Origin of the sequence: Pseudomonas rubra, assembly GCF_028656935.1 — a bacterium.
GTDB lineage: Bacteria > Pseudomonadota > Gammaproteobacteria > Pseudomonadales > Pseudomonadaceae > Aquipseudomonas > Aquipseudomonas rubra.
The window spans coordinates 22,975-38,404 of sequence record NZ_JAMDGZ010000017.1 but is presented as its reverse complement, the minus strand read 5'-3'; the positions used below and the strand labels follow the sequence as shown (position 1 = coordinate 38,404).

Here is a 15,430-nt window from a genome sequence, read left to right as displayed (position 1 = left end):
GATAAAACCAATAACAAAGGAATGTTTCCCATGCAGGATTCGGAAGTCGCGTACCTGAGTTTCGACCAGGACCAAGCCCGCTCGCTGGCCGCCGCCAGCCAGAACCTCGCAGACCTGGGCGGTCCCCAGGCGCCCGACGTGGCCAGCCAGGCCCGGCTTTGGGCACAACGCCTGCTCCCTACCTTAGACGCAAGCCAAAAGACCGTGCTGCAACGCTTTGCCGATGGCCAGTTATCGGCACTGATGTTTTCGAACATGACCTGCCCCGGGGCCGACCCGCTGCCCGAGCACTTGCCGGGCCTGGACGCGCTGGAGCAGAGCGAGCGCTGCCTGTACCTGGCCGCCCGCAACCAGCTGTTGCTGGAGCTGGTGCGCTACCGTGCCTTTGCCTTCGATATCGACAACGAAGGCCAGGTGGTGCGCCTGGTCGGTAACTTCAAGGGCGGCGGCAGCGTGGCGCGCCCCGGAGAGGACCACAACACCCTGGTAGAACTCAGCTCGCACGCCGGCTTGCGCCTCGGCCCGCACACCGAAGCTCCCTACAATTGCTCGGTCGACGCCAGTGACGGGCGCTCCCCTGCCCCCTCGGCGCTGATCCTCACTGCACGCTGGAACCCGGCTAACGAACCGACCCGGATCATCCCGCTGCGCGGCATCATCGAGCAATTGGGCAGCCTGCATGCGCTGGCCCTGACCTCAGAGTCTTTTGATTTCACCCGCAGCGAATGCTTTGTCGCCGGCCAAGGCGAAGCCGGCAAGGCCACCTCGATGCTGCAGTTCGATGCCAATGGCGGTTTCAGCCTGCGCTACAACTCCTACCGGTTCTCCCTCAACGATAACGCCAGCGACACTGCCGCCCGCGCATTCGACGCCTTCCAGGCCCTGGTCAGCGACGCCCAGCCCCTGCCGTTCGTACTCCAGCCCGAATCCGCCTTGCTGATCAACAACTGCCGCGCGCTGCACGGGCGCGACATTCTCCAGGACAACCGCCGCCTGCTGGTGCGCCTGTTCGGCTATTCGCGCTTCGCTCAACCCGTAGTCCTCAAGGACGACCCACTGCTGGTGCGTGGCTGAACAAGGAAAACACCCCGATGATGGAAATTGATATCACCCTGCTGCTGACCCTGGCATCGGTGGCACTGATGGCCGGTTTTTTCGATGCCATCGCTGGCGGCGGCGGGCTGATTACCCTGCCCGTGCTGTTTGTGGCTGGCATCGACCCGCTGGCGGCGATTGCCACCAACAAATTCCAGGCCGCGTCGGCCACGGTGTCGGCCACCTACGCCTTTGCCCGCAAGGGCATGATCGACTGGAAGCGCGGTTTACCCATGGCCGCCATGTCATTTGCCGGCGGTGCCCTTGGGGCACTGTCGGTCAGTCTGGTGCCCAAGACCTTCCTGCAGGCCTGCGTACCGGTGCTGCTGATTCTGGTCGCCGCGTACTTCGCCTTCAGCCCCAAACCCGACGAGCACCAGCGCAAGGCCAAGATCTCGATCAGTCTGTTCTGCCTGGCAGTGGCGCCTGTGATCGGCTTTTACGATGGGGTGTTCGGCCCCGGGGTCGGCTCGTTCTTCATGCTCGCCTGCGTCATTCTGCTCGGCCAGACCCTGCTTAACGCCGTGTGCAACAGCAAGCTGCTCAATGCCGCGTGCAACCTCGGCGCGCTGTCGGTGTTCTCGCTCAGCGGGGCGATTGTCTGGCCGCTGGCGCTGGCGATGGCGTGCGCCGCCTTTATCGGCGCGCAACTGGGGGCTCGCTGCGCGGTGCATTTCGGTCCTAAACTGATCAGGCCGCTGCTAGTCTGCGTCTGCTGCATCATGGCCCTCAAACTGCTACTAAGCACCGGCAACCCACTCGGCGAATGGCTGCATCATCAGTTCCTATAGGCGGTGTCCATGCACCTGGAAGCGATCTCGACCCAACGCGGTACCTGGCAATATGACGAACCGGCGCCTGGTGCCGAGCAGTTCATCAGTGAGACGTTCGATGGATTCCAGCAGCAGGCCCGGCTGCTGGTCCCCGAACAGGAACGCGCCGCACCGCTATTTGTGGTTGGCGGCGCGCGCTCGGACTTCACCCGCCTCAACCCGCTGCTGTATCGCCTGCAAGAGCAAGGCATCGGCTCGCTGACCGGCAACCTCTCCGGCCACAGTCTGGCTGCCGAGCCGGGGGCGCCGGAGCCCTCGCTGATCACCAACCTTGAGGAAGCCCGGCGCTTTCACCAGCATATCGCCGGGCGCTGCCGGACCCTGCTCGGCCATAGCCTGGGCGGGGCGATTGCGTTGAAGCTGGCGGCGCAGACCCCGCAGATCGACAAACTGGTGCTGATCTGCCCGGCGGTGTACCCGGATGCGGCCCACACCCAACCCTTCGGCCCGGCCTTCACTGCGGCGATTCGCCAGCCTTACGGCTTTCTCGACTGCGACAGCTACGGGTTTCTGCGCACCTTTGAGGGCCGGGTGCTGCTGGTGATCGGCGAGTTCGACGGCCTCAACTCAAAGGCCTTCGGGCAGGTCGAAGGGACCTCGGCGGGTACCCTGTGGCTAGCCGGAGCCCAGCGCTACAGCCCGATTCCCGAAGAAGTCACCCAGGCCCTGCTGCGCGCGGTGCCAGCGCCGCACCTGGAATGCCTGCTGCTGACCGACTGCGATCACGGCATTGCCGCGCATTTGCGCGACAAGCCGGCGGTGGCCGATCAAGTGGCACAGGTGGTCGCCGAGTTCATTCTTGGCTGAACGCCGCTATTCGATCTCGAACAGGCCATTGCGGATCGGCCCGGCGCTCAGCCGTTCGCGCACGTCGTCGTCGATTCGTGGGTCATCCGGACGGTACAGCTTGACCTGCCGGTAAGCGCTGATGCGGTTGATCTCGGTCCCCAGGTATTCCCACACCACCCGGGTGCACGCCGGGGTGCGCCGGTCGCCGCTGGAAACCCCGGTTTTCAGGCCATTGAGGCGAGTGATACGGCTCTTGAAGCTGGGGATGAGGATGGTCTGGCTCATCTCGTTGACGGTCAGCGATTCGTAGTCGAGCAGAAACAGGCGGTCCTGCAACTGGAACGCCGCGCCCAGGTAACGGCAACGTACCCAGTCTTCAGCCTGCACATCGGTGCTGCTGGAACGCTCCTGGCGCTCCTGGCGCTCGAACAGGAAGGCGCCGCGCTCTTCGCGCAGGTGCACCAGCGACAGCAAGATCGAGCCGGGCACCGACATGCAGTTGGAGTACTCGAAGTAGTAACCGCAGTAACGCGACAAGTTACCGGCATGCTCGCGCAGCGGGCGCAACAGTTCGGCCAGCGGGTCGGCCTGGTTGATCGCCATGTTCGCCGCGCTGCGGGCGCCGATCAGGCGGGCGAACTGCTCGGGCGGCAAACCCAGCTCGTAATCCTCGACACCGAAGAAATCGCCAATGCGCTTGAGGTTGTAGGCCGTCGGCTGACTCTGCCCGCTCAGGTATTTGTTGAACTGCGCACGATTGATCGACAACTGCCGGCAAACTTCCGAAATAGAGCGGTAGTGACTGCAGGCAAGCTTGAGGTTGGTACCGAGATTTTCGCTCATGTGAGCCGTTCCAGGTGATGCGATAGACGCCACTTTAGCATCAAGTCGCATCAACTGAGAGCAACCCGCGAAATTGTAACCATTCTTGTCATAACCAACCATGCGCCCCACGGATACGGCGCATCGACGCCGGCCTGTCGTCTTTCATGCGAAAAATAAGAATCGAGGTCATTTCATGCTCGAAGCGCTCAACGATTTCCTCTCGGGGAAACTCCTCATCGTGCTTATCGTCGGACTCGGCAGCTATTTCACCCTGCGCTCCCGTTTCGTCCAGTTCCGCCATTTCAGCCACATGTTCACCGTCTTCAAGGAATCGCTGCACGGCCAGGCTGGCCAGCTGAGCTCGTTCCAAGCCCTGATGCTGAGCCTGGCCGGGCGCGTGGGTGCCGGGAACATCGCCGGTGTCGGCATTGCCGTGACCCTCGGCGGCCCAGGCGCGGTGTTCTGGATGTGGGTCACTGCCCTGGTCGGCATGTCCAGCAGCTTTTTCGAATGCACCCTGGCCCAGGTCTACAAGCGTAGCGACGGTGACGGCCTGTACCGTGGCGGCCCGGCCTACTACATCCAGCACGGTCTGAAGCTCAAGACCATGGCGGTGGTGTTCTCCATCCTGCTGCTGGTGACCTACGGCTTTGCCTTCAACGGCCTGCAGTCCTACACCGTTACCCACTCGCTGCAGAACGCCTTCGGCTTCGACCCGAGCCACACCGGGATCGCCTTGGCGGTGCTGCTGGCGATCGTGTTCCTGGGCGGCATCAAGCGCATCGCTGCGGTGTCTGACCTGCTGGTGCCGGTCAAGACCCTGGCCTACATCGGCGTGACCCTGTACGTGATCGGCAGCCAGATCGAACACGTGCCAGCCATGCTCGAAACCATCTTCAAGAGCGCCTTCGGCCTCGACCCTGCGTTTGCTGGCCTGCTCGGCAGCGCCATCGTCATGGGCGTCAAGCGCGGCGTGTTCGCCAACGAAGCGGGCCTGGGCAGTGCGCCCAACGTCGCCGCCGTCGCCGCGGTCAAGCACCCCGGCGCTCAGGGCGTGGTCCAGGCGTTCAGCGTGTTCCTCGATACCTTTGTCATCTGCACCTGCACCGCACTGCTGATCCTGCTGTCCGGCGTCTACACCCCAGGCTTCGAAGGTGACGGCATTGTCCTGACCCAGAACTCCCTGGCCGCTGTGGTCGGTGACTGGGGTCGCCTGTTCGTCAGCGTGGCACTGTCGCTGTTCGTCTTCACCTGCATTCTCTACAACTACTACCTGGGCGAAACCAGCCTGCAGTTCCTCAGCCGCAACCGTCTGGTGCTGCTGGGCTACCGCGCCCTGGTGCTGGCACTGATCGTCTGGGGCTCGGTGCAGAACCTCTCCACCGTGTTCGCCTTCGCCGACATCACCATGACCTGCCTGGCCTTCGTCAACCTGATCGCCCTGGCCCTGCTGTTCAAGGTTGGCCTGCGGGTAATGCGCGACTACGACGAGCAACGCCGCGCTGGCATTGCCCAGCCCGTATTCGACGCCTCGCGCTTCGCCGATCTGGACATTGATCCCGAAGCCTGGCCAGTGAGCCCGCGAGTCGAGACCAAGGTTGACGCCAACGTCGCTGCCGCGCAGCCGCAGAGCTGACATGCGCGCCGTCAACAACCTGCTGATCCTCTACACCGGCGGCACCATCGGCATGCTGCAAACGCCGCAAGGCCTGGCACCAGCCGGTGGTTTCGAGGCGCGCATGCGTGCCCACCTGGAACAACAGGTGCAGACACCGGCGATCCACTGGCAACTGCGCGAGCTGCAGCCGCTGATCGACAGCGCCAACATGCAACAGAGCAACTGGTTGGCTATGCGCGAGGCCATTGTCGAAGCGGTGGAGCGTGATGGCCACGACGGCATCCTCTTGCTGCATGGCACCGACACCCTGGCCTACAGCGCCGCGGCACTGTCGTTCCTGCTGCTCGGCCTGCCGGTTCCGGTGTTGTTGACCGGATCGATGTTGCCGGCCGGCGCACCGCACAGCGATGCCTGGGACAACCTCTGCGGTGCCCTGCAGTTGATGGCCACGGGAATTGAAGATGGCGTGCAGCTGTATTTCCACGGCCAATTGCTGCACGGTGCACGCGCCTCCAAGCTGCGCAGCGAGGCGTTCGACGCCTTCGCCGTGCTGACCCGGGAGCGCACTGGGCAACGGCACGCGTCGATCCCGGCCAGCCTGGATTACCGCCAGCCACTGCAACCGGTCAACCTGGCGGTGTTGCCAGTCTTTCCCGGGCTGCAGGTCGGCCATCTGCGCGGCCTGCTGGCCAGCGGCGTGCAAGGCTTGCTGCTGGAGTGCTACGGCAGCGGCACCGGGCCGTCGGATGATCAGGACCTGCTCGACGCCTTGCACGACGCTCGCCAGGGTGGCGTGCTGATTGCCGCCATCAGCCAATGCCCGGAGGGAGCGGTGCACTTCGACACCTATGCGGCCGGCAGCCGTTTGCGGGGCAGCGGCCTGGTCAGTGCCGGCGGCATGACCCGCGAAGCGGCGCTGGGCAAGATGTTTGCCCTGCTCGGGGCCGGGCTGGATGTGCAAGCGGCGGAGCACTGGTTCGCCCTGGACCTGTGCGGCGAACGCGCTCAGTAGAAAGTGGCGGAAGGCAGCGGGAGTCGAACCTGCCCGGGAACGGCTGCCGTCCCCAACCGGGTTTGAAGCCCGGCCGCGCCACCGGACGCGATTGCCTTCCTTGAACGGACTACTGCCCAGGCCTTTGGGCCAGGGCATTGTCGGCGCGAACCTGGCGCCGATCACCGATGCGCCGGGTCAGGCCAATACGGTCGAAGTACTCGAGCACCTGCACACTGCGCTTGCGCCCAATCCCCAGAACGTCACGAAACGCGGCGACCTGCACCACCGGATCGTCACTGGCCAGCTGCAAGAGCATAGCCGCCATTTGCCGGATCGTGGCCTCAGGATAAAACAGATCACGCACCACCTGGTGTACCTGACCCAAGCGGCCAAGCTTGCGCAGCAGCAAACGCACCCCGGCTTCATCGGCGCTCACTGCTCGGGCCAGATCACGAACCCAGGGCGGATCAAATGTGCCCTCTTCCAGCAAAGGGCTCAGTTGGCTCCACAGCTGGGCGTCAGCATCACTCAAACGGATCTGGTGTTCGGGCAGGTGCAGCCAGGGCCCGCTGCTGAGCAGGCTGCCGCTGGCCAGCAACTCATCCACCAGGCTGATGAATGCCGGTCGCTCCAGTGCCAGGGCGACGAAGCGACGCAAGCGATCACGGTCAGGACCAAGCTGATCCGGCTCCTGCTGGTGAAATCGCGCCAGCCCTTCCAGTACTGTGGCCTTCAGGCTGTGCCAATGCTCATCGATGAACAGCAGCGGACCTTGCCGGGTGGCAATCACCTGGACATTGGCGGGCAGTTGCCAACTGCTGCGCAAGCGGTTGAACTGGCGCTCCAGGCGCTGCGGATCGAGCCCACGCGCGTCATTGGCAAGCAACGCCGGCAAGGCTTGCTCCAGGCTGTCGCTGGCTGCCAATGCCTGCAACTGAGCGATGCGTGTTTCTCTGCGGCGCTGGCGGGCAGGCGCAAAGGGATCGAGCACGCGGCCACCCCCGAGCGTGCGCTGAGCACGCTGATCACGCAGCACCAGCCGATCACCCTGCACCGCCTGCAAGGGAGCATTGGTCAGCAACTGGGCGAACATGCGCCCGCCCGGCTGCAACTGCTCGCCTTGCAACAAGGCGACCCGGGCGCTGACATCCTGGGTGCCCAGGTGCACGTGCACCGGGCTGAAATGGGCGAAGGCGCGCAGTTCGCTGGCCAGCAGTTGCAGCTCAATATCCAGGCGCTGGGTCGGCGCATACAGCCACTCGGCGAGCAGCCAGTCACCGCGGTGGATCTGCTCCAGTTGCAGGCGCTCGGCACTGATGTTCAAGGCGACCCGCTGCCCGGCATGGGCCTCGGTGGCCGCCTGGGTCTGGGCATGCAGACCACGCACCCGCACCGGCTTGCCAGCCTTGCCCAGCAGCAAGCTGTCGCCCAGCTGCACGTGCCCGGCCAGCGCCGTACCGGTGACCACGATGCCGGCACCGGCAACCGCAAACGCACGGTCGATAGCCAGGCGAAAGCCGCCCTGACTGCTGCGCTGACCGACCTCGCCCTGGGCCGCCAGCAAGGCCAGGCGCAGTGGCTCGATACCCTCGCCGGTCACGCTGGAAACCACAAACTGCGCCACCCCTGCATAAGGCCCGGGGGCCAGCAGCACGCTAACCTGGGCTTGTACCTCCTGCACCCGCTGCGGCTCGACCCGATCACACTTGCTGATCACCACCAGGGCGCGCGGGATGCCCAGCAACTCGACAATCGCCAGGTGTTCGCGGGTCTGTGGCATCACCCCGTCGTCAGCCGCGACCACCAGCAGCACCAGGTCTATACCCTGGGCGCCAGCGAGCATGTTGTGGATAAAACGCTCATGGCCGGGCACGTCAATAAAGCCGGTAAGCGGTGCGCCAGGACTCAGGGCGGCGTAGCGATAACCCAGGTCGATGGTCATGCCGCGTTCACGCTCCTCCCGGCGCTGGTCACCCGCCTGGCCGGTCAGGGCTTGGAGCAAGGCGGTCTTGCCGTGGTCGATATGCCCGGCAGTACCGACAATCACACCTGCACCTGTGGCAACTGCGCCAGCCACGCGGCTTCGTCATCCAGCTGACGCAGGTCCAGCCACAGGGCATCGTCATCAATGCGCCCGAGCACGGGGATCGGCAGGTCCCGCAGCGCCGCTTCCAAGCCATGCAAGGAGCGCCCACGCAGGCGTTTGGACACCCGCGCACGCATACACAACGCCGCACTGGGCAAGCGCGCCACCGGTTGGCTGCCACTGCCGATCATGCCCAGCGCAAGCTCTGCACTGACCGTCCAGTGCTCGCCCAACTGATGAGCCAACGCCGGCAACAAGCGCTCAGCCTGCTGGAGGATATCGGACTGCGGTCGGGTCAGCAGGCGCAGGCTGGGCAGGTGCTCGGCCAGTTGATCGGGATTGCGGTACAACCCCAGTACGGCTTCCAGCGCCGCGAGGGTCAATTTGTCGACCCGCAAGGCGCGTTTGAGCGGGTTCTTCTTGATCCGTGCAATCAGGTCCTTGCGCCCGACGATGATGCCGGCCTGGGGCCCGCCCAGCAGTTTGTCGCCGCTGAAGGTGACGATATCGGCGCCATCCGCCAAGGCCTGACGCACAGTAGGCTCGGCCGGCAAGCCCCAGCGGGTGAGGTCGAGCAGGCTGCCGCTGCCCAGGTCTTCCAGCAGTAGTAAATCATGACGCCGGGCCAACTGCGCCAGCTCAGCAGTCGGCACCTGGGTGGTGAAACCCTGAATGCTGTAGTTGCTGCAATGCACGCGCATCAACAGGCCGCTGCGGGGGCTGATTGCCGCTTCGTAATCGCGGGCGTGCGTGCGGTTGGTGGTGCCCACTTCATGCAGCTTGACCCCGGCGCGGGCCATGATGTCGGGGATACGGAAGGCGCCTCCAATCTCGATCAGTTCACCGCGCGAGATGATCCCTTCCTTACGCGCGCCCAGGCTGTTGAGCGCCAGCAGCACGGCAGCGGCATTATTGTTGACCACGGTGACGGCTTCGGCTCCGGTGAGCTCGCGGATCAAGCCCTCGATCAGGTCATCACGGTCGCCGCGCTTGCCGCTGGCCAAGTCGAATTCGAGGTTGAGCGGGTAACGGGCGGCCCGTTGCACGGCGTCGATGGCTTGCTCGGGCAGCAAGGCTCGCCCAAGGTTGGTGTGCAGCACCGTACCAGTGAGATTGAACACCCGCCGGACCTGGCTGCGGTGTTGGGCAGTGAGGCGTTCGCCAGCACGGCCAAGCAGCACAGGGTCAGCCAGTTCGGCGGCGTCCAACCGACCGAGCCTGACCTCGTCACGCAGGTCATCGAGTAGCTGGCGCAGGCTGGCCAGGACCGCGTCGCGGCCGTAGCGCTCGATCAGCGGGAGGCTGGCGGGGTGTCGCAACAGGGTGTCGATGGAGGGCAGGCGGGTCGGGAGCTTGGCGAGGTTGGACGGCATTCAGACGATACTCAACTTCAGCGTGGACCTTGTGGGAGCTGGCTTGCCAGCGATGGCATCACTACAGTCCTGACAAAGGGCCGCGGTGCCTGCATCGCTGGCAAGCCAGCTCCCACAGGGATGGGCAGAACCTCAGTGTAGACCCGATCTCACCCCCCTCCCGGCGCCAGCAGCAGGTTCGGCGCCAGGCGTTCAAAGCCTTCCTGATCCAGGCGCATATCCAGCACCAGGCTGGCCAGGTCGGCCGACAGCGCTTCGGCATCGGCGTCGTTTTCCAGGTAAATGTGCTTGAGGTAGGTGTTGCAGCCCGGGCAGCACTCAGCCTGCAGCGGCGCCTTGGCGCTGGGGTAGCGATCCGTCTCCAGGCTCACATACCTGAGGTCCTTGCTCTGCTCGCAATACACGCACTTGACCCGCACCACATGCCATTCGCAGGCACACAGCGAACACACCAGGTAACGCAGGCCGTTGTACTTGCCCCGGTGGCGGATAACCCCGGTCATGGCCGGTGAGCCGCAGGCCGGGCAGTGGCACAGGTTGTCCGCCGCTTTCAGTTCGACGCCCTGCAGGCTCAGCAGCCAATGGCTCCAGGCGGCCTGCAACGCCGCGCCGAGAAATGGCACCAGTGCTGCAGGTACCAGGCTGTACTGCCCGGTCAGCAATGCAATTGCCCACAACTTGCGCTGCTCATTCGAAGCACGCTGCAGTTGATCAATCGCATTCGCCACCGCACCCATCGAAGCCGGATAACGCTGCAACAATGCCTGCAGATAAACCAGCCAATGCCCTTCACGCACCAGGCTGTCAGCCGCCAGCGGCGGCAAGCCATGTTCGACACACAGGCGCTGACGCTCGGTGTCGCTTGGGGCTGCAGCCGGCGGCTGGTCCAGCAGGCTCTGTTGCACCTGGCACAGGCCAGCCAGCAACCGCAGATAATCAGCCAGCGGGTTGCCCTCGGCCAGCATCTCCAGGCGCTGCGCACGCAGGGCGAACAGGTTCTTCGGTGGCAGGTACAGAAACGGTGGCGTACCGGCCGCCGCTTCGATCTGCCCAGGTTCAAGAAGCGTACTCAAGCGCTCATCCTTTCTTGTTGATCGGTGGCTCGGCGGGTTTGTCACCGGTCACCTGCCGATACCACAGCTCATGGTGTTTTTTTGCCCAGGCGCGGCTGACCCAGCCATGCAGCATGGCGCTGAGCGAACCCTTGATCCAGATCCCGGCATAGATGTGAACGATGATGCTCAACACCAGCACGAATGCCGCCAGGGCATGCAGCAAGGTCGCCAGGCGAATCGAGTCGATAGTGAAGTAGCTGCTGAAATAGGCGCGCCAGATCACCACGCCGCTGACCAACAGCACCAACATGCACAGCAGCAAGGTCCAGAACAGCAGCTTCTGCCCGGGGTTGTACTTGCCGATCGGTGGTACGCCCTGCTCTTCGTTGCGCATCACCCGGTCGATGCGTTTGAGCCACAGACGGTCGTTGGCAATGAAGTAATTCGCCCGCCAGAAACGTAGCACCAGGCCAACAAAGAACACGAACATCAACACCCCCATGAAAGGGTGCAGGATGCGTGTCCACGGCCCGCCGCCGAACAGATGGCTGAGCCAGAACAGCGCCGGGTGAAACAGCGCCAGCCCCGACAACGCCGCCAGGATGAACAGGATTGCCACCAACCAGTGATTGGTCCGCTCGTTGGCGTTGTAGCGCAGGATAGGTTTGTCGCTCATGGTCGTTGCTCCCCTTGCCCACCCGGCTGGTTCGGGTCATAGACATGCACCGCTGGGTCGACCACCTGCACGCTGGAATCCGGCGGACTGGGGTGTTCGTCCTCCTCGACCCGTTGCGGGCCAATGCGCACATAGTGGAAGAACCCTGCCAGCACCGCCGCGCCCATGGCCAGCAGCGCCAGCGGTTTGCTCACGCCCTTCCACAGGCCCACCAGCGGGCTGATGACCGGCTGGTCCGGCAGGCCGGCATACAAGCGCGGCGTGTCAGCGTGGTGCAGCACGTACATGACATGGGTGCCACCGACACCATCGGGGTCATACAAACCGGCATTGTCGAAACCGCGCGACTTGAGGTCGACGATGCGCTCGGCAGCGTGCTCCTTCATGTCCTGCTTGCTGCCAAAGACAATGGCGCCGGTCGGGCAGGTTTTCACGCAGGCCGGCTCCAGCCCCACCGACACCCGGTCGGAACACAGGGTGCACTTGTAGGCCTTGTGGTCCTTCTGGGAAATCCGCGGGATATTGAACGGGCAGCCGGTAATACAGTAACCGCAGCCGATGCAGTGGTCCTGATTGAAGTCGACGATACCGTTGGCATGCTGGATGATTGCCCCCGGGCTCGGACAGGCCTTCAGGCAACCAGGATCGGCGCAGTGCATGCAACCGTCCTTGCGGATCAGCCACTCCAGGTTGCCGTCGTCGGTCTCGTGCTCGGTAAAGCGCATCAGGGTCCAGCTTTCGGCGCTCAAGTCCTGGGGATTATCGTAGGTGCCGTGGTTATGACCCACTTCGTCGCGCAGCTCGTTCCATTCCGAACAGGCCACCTGGCAAGCCTTGCAACCGATGCACTTGGTGGTGTCGATCAGCTTGGCCACCTCCTCCAGCTGGCGGATCGACGAGGGCGGCGTGGTGGTGGCCGAACGGGCGATGATGTCTTGGCTAGCCATCAGATTTTCTCCACGTTGACCAGGAACGACTTCGATTCCGGCGTCTGGGTATTGCCGTCACCGAGGAACGGCACCAGGGTGTTGGTCAGGTAACCGTGCCGGGTGCTGCCGGTGAAGCCCCAGTGCAGTGGAATGCCGACCTGGTGCACGGTCTGGTTGTTCACCTGCAGCGGCCGGATCCGCTTGGTCACCACCGCCACCGCCTCGATATGCCCGCGCTTGCAACTGACCCGCACGCGGTCACCGGCGACGATGCCTTTCTCCTGCGCCAGCACTTCGCCGATTTCGACAAACTGCTCGGGCTGGACAATGGCGTTGAGCTTGCAGTGCTTGCTCCAGAAGTGGAAATGCTCGGTCAGCCGGTAACTGGTGGCTGCGTAGGGGAAGTCCTTGGCCTGGCCCAGGGTGTCCCACACCGAGTCGAAGATGCGCCCGGCCGGGTTGCTGGTCGCCTGCTTGTTGTTCGGGTGCAGCGGGTTGATGCCGATCGGCGTTTCGAAGGGCTCGTAGTGCTCGGGAAACGGGCCTTCGGCCATCTTGTCGACGGCAAAGAAGCGCGCCACCCCTTCCGGGTTCATGATGAATGGGTTCATGCCGGCCTCCGGCGGCACGTCCGCTTTGTAGTCCGGGGTGTCGGTGCCACCCCAGGTTTTACCGTTCCACCACACCAGACGCTTGTCCGGGTCCCACGGCTTGCCTTGCGGATCGGCCGAGGCGCGGTTGTAGAGGATCCGTCGGTTGGCCGGCCAGGCCCAGGCCCAGCCAAGGTTCTGCTTCATGCCGAACGGATCGCTGTTGTCGCGCCGGGCCATCTGGTTGCCCTGCTCGGTCCAACTGCCACAGAAGATCCAGCAGCCGGACGCGGTGCTGCCATCGTCCTTGAGCTGGGCAAAGGCGGACAGTTGCTGGCCGGCCTTGATCGTGGCACCGCTGGCATCGGTAAGGTCGCTGACCGCGTTGCCGTTAAGCTCCCTGGCCAGTTCTTCGGGCGAGGGCTCATCGGCCACCTTGTAGGGCCAGCTGAGGTTCAGCAACGGCGCGGCAAAAGCGCCGCCTTCAGCCTGGTAGCGCTTGCGCAGGCGCAGGAACAGCTCGCTCATGATGCGCACGTCGGTACGGGTTTCACCCGGGCCGTCGGCGCCCTTCCAGTGCCATTGCAACCAGCGGCTGCTGTTGACCAGCGAGCCGTCCTCCTCGGCAAAGCAGGTGGTGGGCAAGCGGATGACTTCGGTGTGGATATCGGCGCTCTGCACATCGTTGAAAGGCCCGACGTTACGCCAGAACTCCGAGGTCTCGGTGGCCAGCGGGTCCATGACCACCAGCCATTTGAGCTTGCTCAGGGCGGCGCTGACACGGTTCTTGTCCGGCAACGCAGCAATCGGGTTGAAGCCCTGGCACATATAGCCGTTGACCTTGCCTTGGCCCATCAGGTCGAACATCTTCAACACGTCGTAGCCGGGAATATCCAGCTTCGGTAGCCAGTCATAGCCCCAATGGTTCTCGGCGCTGGCGTTGGCGCCATACCAGGCTTTCATCAGGCTGACATGGAACTTGCCGTAGTTCTGCCAGTACGACAGTTGCCCCGGCCGCAACGGCTTGAGCGCCCGCTTGGCGATGTAGGCATCGTAATCCTGCTCGGCATCGCCCGGCAGGGTCAGGTAGCCCGGCAAAGAGTTGGACAGCAGGCCCAGGTCGGTCAGGCCCTGGATGTTGGAGTGCCCGCGCAGGGCGTTGACGCCGCCCCCGGGCATGCCGACGTTGCCCAGCAACAGTTGCACCATGGCAGCACTGCGGATGATCTGCGCACCAATCGAATGCTGGGTCCAACCCAGGGCATAGAGAATCGTCATGGTCTTGCCCGGTTGCGAGCAGGTGGCGATCTCTTCCCAGATCTTCAGCATGCGCTCCTGCGGCATGCCACAGATCATGCTGGCCAGCTCCGCGGTGTAGCGGCTGTAGTGCAGCTTCATCAACTGGTAGACACAGCGCGGGTCCTGCAGGGTCGGGTCAACTTTGGCAAAGCCGTCCTCATCCAGCTCGTAGCCCCAGCCGGACTTGTCGGTATAGCTGCGTTTGGCCGCGTCATAGCCGCTGAACAGGCCGTCCTCGAAACCAAAGCCGGCTTTGACGATAAACGACACATCGGTGTAGTTGCGCACGTACTCGTGCTGGATCTTGTCGTTGCTCAGCAGGTAATTGATCAGGCCGCCCATGAAGGCGATATCGCTACCGGTACGAATCGGCGCGTAGTAATCGGCCACCGAAGCAGTACGAGTAAAGCGCGGATCGACCACGATCAGCCGGGCCTTGTTGTGGGCCTTGGCTTCGGTCACCCATTTGAAGCCGCACGGGTGCGCTTCTGCTGCGTTGCCACCCATCACCAGAATCAGATTCGCGTTGGCGATATCGGTCCAGTGGTTGGTCATGGCACCACGGCCGTACGTCGGGGCAAGACTTGCCACCGTCGGGCCATGTCAGACACGTGCCTGGTTATCGAACCCCAGCATGCCCAGACTGCGAATGACCTTGTGAGTCAGGTAACCGGCTTCGCTGGAAGCCGCCGATGCCGCCAGAAAACCGGTGGTCAGCCAACGGTTGACCGTCTGGCCCTGGGCGTTCTTCTCGATGAAGTTGGCATCGCGGTCGGTCTTGACCAGGTCGGCAATACGGTCCAGCGCCTCATCCCAGGACACCCGCGCCCACTCGCTGCTGCCGGGCTTGCGCACCTGCGGGTACTGCAGACGACTGGGGCTGTGGATAAAGTCGAGCAGGCCGGCGCCTTTCGGGCACAGGGTGCCGCGGTTCACCGGGTGATCGGCGTCGCCTTCGATATGAATGATGTTCTGCGCAACGTTCTTGCCACCATCACCCTGGCTGTACAGGATCAGGCCGCAGCCGACCGAGCAGTAGGGGCAGGTGTTGCGAGTCTCGATGGTACGCGCCAGCTTGAAGTGGCGTACCTGCTCGGCGAAGGCGGGTGTCGGGGCCATGCCCAACGCCGCCAGGCTCGAGCCTCCAAGGCCTACCGCTGCGACCTTGAAGAACTGCCGACGGTTGAGATCCATCGTGCACTCCTGATCAGGTGGTGGACGCGCGGGACGTTGCCGGCGTCTCTTGAACGATCACGGTGGCGGCAAAA

General features: G+C 63.8%; 12 protein-coding genes and 1 tRNA gene. 5 read left to right on the top strand and 8 right to left on the bottom strand.

Annotated elements, in window-relative coordinates; all coding sequences use genetic code 11:
- Positions 1 to 30 precede the first annotated feature (30 nt).
- From M5G17_RS08575 to M5G17_RS08565, 3 genes are read left to right on the top strand one after another with little or no spacing between them, the layout of a single operon-like run.
- Positions 31 to 1,074: a Fe(II)-2OG oxygenase family protein gene (locus M5G17_RS08575; RefSeq protein ID WP_273892501.1), complete on the top strand. Its 1,044-nt coding sequence runs from the start codon at positions 31 to 33 to the stop codon at positions 1,072 to 1,074.
- Between the two features lie 17 nt (positions 1,075 to 1,091).
- Entirely contained in the window at positions 1,092 to 1,886 is a 795-nt protein-coding gene (locus M5G17_RS08570) for a TSUP family transporter (RefSeq protein ID WP_273892500.1), read from the top strand.
- Positions 1,887 to 1,895: 9 nt separating this feature from the next.
- Positions 1,896 to 2,735: an alpha/beta hydrolase gene (locus tag M5G17_RS08565; protein ID WP_273892499.1), complete on the top strand. Its 840-nt coding sequence runs from the start codon at positions 1,896 to 1,898 to the stop codon at positions 2,733 to 2,735.
- Between the two features lie 6 nt (positions 2,736 to 2,741).
- On the opposite strand, the gene M5G17_RS08560 is transcribed toward M5G17_RS08565, so the two are convergent.
- On the bottom strand, positions 2,742 to 3,560 hold the full coding sequence (locus M5G17_RS08560) for a helix-turn-helix domain-containing protein (RefSeq protein ID WP_273892498.1): 819 nt from the start codon (positions 3,558 to 3,560) through the stop codon (positions 2,742 to 2,744).
- 175 nt (positions 3,561 to 3,735) lie between these two features.
- Between M5G17_RS08560 and M5G17_RS08555 the strand changes: the two genes are divergently transcribed.
- Entirely contained in the window at positions 3,736 to 5,178 is a 1,443-nt protein-coding gene (locus M5G17_RS08555) for an alanine/glycine:cation symporter family protein (protein WP_273892497.1), read from the top strand.
- Position 5,179: 1 nt separating this feature from the next.
- The gene (locus tag M5G17_RS08550; RefSeq protein WP_273892496.1) at positions 5,180 to 6,172 is read left to right on the top strand and encodes an asparaginase; all 993 of its coding nucleotides are present in this window, start codon (positions 5,180 to 5,182) and stop codon (positions 6,170 to 6,172) included.
- Between the two features lie 4 nt (positions 6,173 to 6,176).
- On the opposite strand, the gene M5G17_RS08545 is transcribed toward M5G17_RS08550, so the two are convergent.
- The 7 genes from M5G17_RS08545 to fdnG all read right to left on the bottom strand — a co-directional run bounded on the left by M5G17_RS08545 (position 6,177) and on the right by fdnG (position 15,356).
- Positions 6,177 to 6,272: transfer RNA gene (locus tag M5G17_RS08545), tRNA-Sec, on the bottom strand.
- Between the two features lie 9 nt (positions 6,273 to 6,281).
- Positions 6,282 to 8,201, bottom strand: coding sequence for a selenocysteine-specific translation elongation factor (gene selB / locus M5G17_RS08540; RefSeq protein ID WP_273892495.1), 1,920 nt, complete (start codon positions 8,199 to 8,201; stop codon positions 6,282 to 6,284).
- Positions 8,198 to 9,613 (bottom strand): L-seryl-tRNA(Sec) selenium transferase, encoded by a 1,416-nt coding sequence (gene selA / locus M5G17_RS08535; protein ID WP_273892494.1) that lies wholly within the window; start codon positions 9,611 to 9,613, stop codon positions 8,198 to 8,200. Before selA ends, selB begins: the two co-directional genes overlap by 4 nt.
- Positions 9,614 to 9,762: 149 nt before the next feature.
- On the bottom strand, positions 9,763 to 10,686 hold the full coding sequence (gene fdhE, locus M5G17_RS08530; protein ID WP_273892493.1) for a formate dehydrogenase accessory protein FdhE: 924 nt from the start codon (positions 10,684 to 10,686) through the stop codon (positions 9,763 to 9,765).
- Between the two features lie 4 nt (positions 10,687 to 10,690).
- Positions 10,691 to 11,344, bottom strand: coding sequence for a formate dehydrogenase subunit gamma (locus M5G17_RS08525; protein WP_273892492.1), 654 nt, complete (start codon positions 11,342 to 11,344; stop codon positions 10,691 to 10,693).
- Complete coding sequence (gene fdxH, locus M5G17_RS08520) at positions 11,341 to 12,291, bottom strand: formate dehydrogenase subunit beta (RefSeq protein WP_273892491.1); 951 nt, start codon at positions 12,289 to 12,291, stop codon at positions 11,341 to 11,343. The genes M5G17_RS08525 and fdxH overlap by 4 nt, the downstream gene beginning before the upstream one ends.
- A complete protein-coding gene (gene fdnG, locus M5G17_RS08515) occupies positions 12,291 to 15,356 on the bottom strand; it encodes a formate dehydrogenase-N subunit alpha (protein ID WP_273892490.1) in 3,066 nt (1,021 codons plus the stop codon). Before fdnG ends, fdxH begins: the two co-directional genes overlap by 1 nt.
- Positions 15,357 to 15,430: the final 74 nt, after the last annotated feature.

What these genes read in the sequence shown, in the direction of transcription:
- M5G17_RS08575 (WP_273892501.1), top strand. Translation starts at nt 31, where the DNA reads ATGCAGGATTCGGAAGTCGCGTACCTGAGTTTCGACCAGGACCAAGCC.
- M5G17_RS08570 (WP_273892500.1), top strand. Translation starts at nt 1,092, where the DNA reads ATGATGGAAATTGATATCACCCTGCTGCTGACCCTGGCATCGGTGGCA.
- M5G17_RS08565 (WP_273892499.1), top strand. Translation starts at nt 1,896, where the DNA reads ATGCACCTGGAAGCGATCTCGACCCAACGCGGTACCTGGCAATATGAC.
- M5G17_RS08560 (WP_273892498.1), bottom strand. Translation starts at nt 3,560, where the DNA reads ATGAGCGAAAATCTCGGTACCAACCTCAAGCTTGCCTGCAGTCACTAC.
- M5G17_RS08555 (WP_273892497.1), top strand. Translation starts at nt 3,736, where the DNA reads ATGCTCGAAGCGCTCAACGATTTCCTCTCGGGGAAACTCCTCATCGTG.
- M5G17_RS08550 (WP_273892496.1), top strand. Translation starts at nt 5,180, where the DNA reads ATGCGCGCCGTCAACAACCTGCTGATCCTCTACACCGGCGGCACCATC.
- selA (WP_273892494.1), bottom strand. Translation starts at nt 9,613, where the DNA reads ATGCCGTCCAACCTCGCCAAGCTCCCGACCCGCCTGCCCTCCATCGAC.
- M5G17_RS08525 (WP_273892492.1), bottom strand. Translation starts at nt 11,344, where the DNA reads ATGAGCGACAAACCTATCCTGCGCTACAACGCCAACGAGCGGACCAAT.
- fdxH (WP_273892491.1), bottom strand. Translation starts at nt 12,291, where the DNA reads ATGGCTAGCCAAGACATCATCGCCCGTTCGGCCACCACCACGCCGCCC.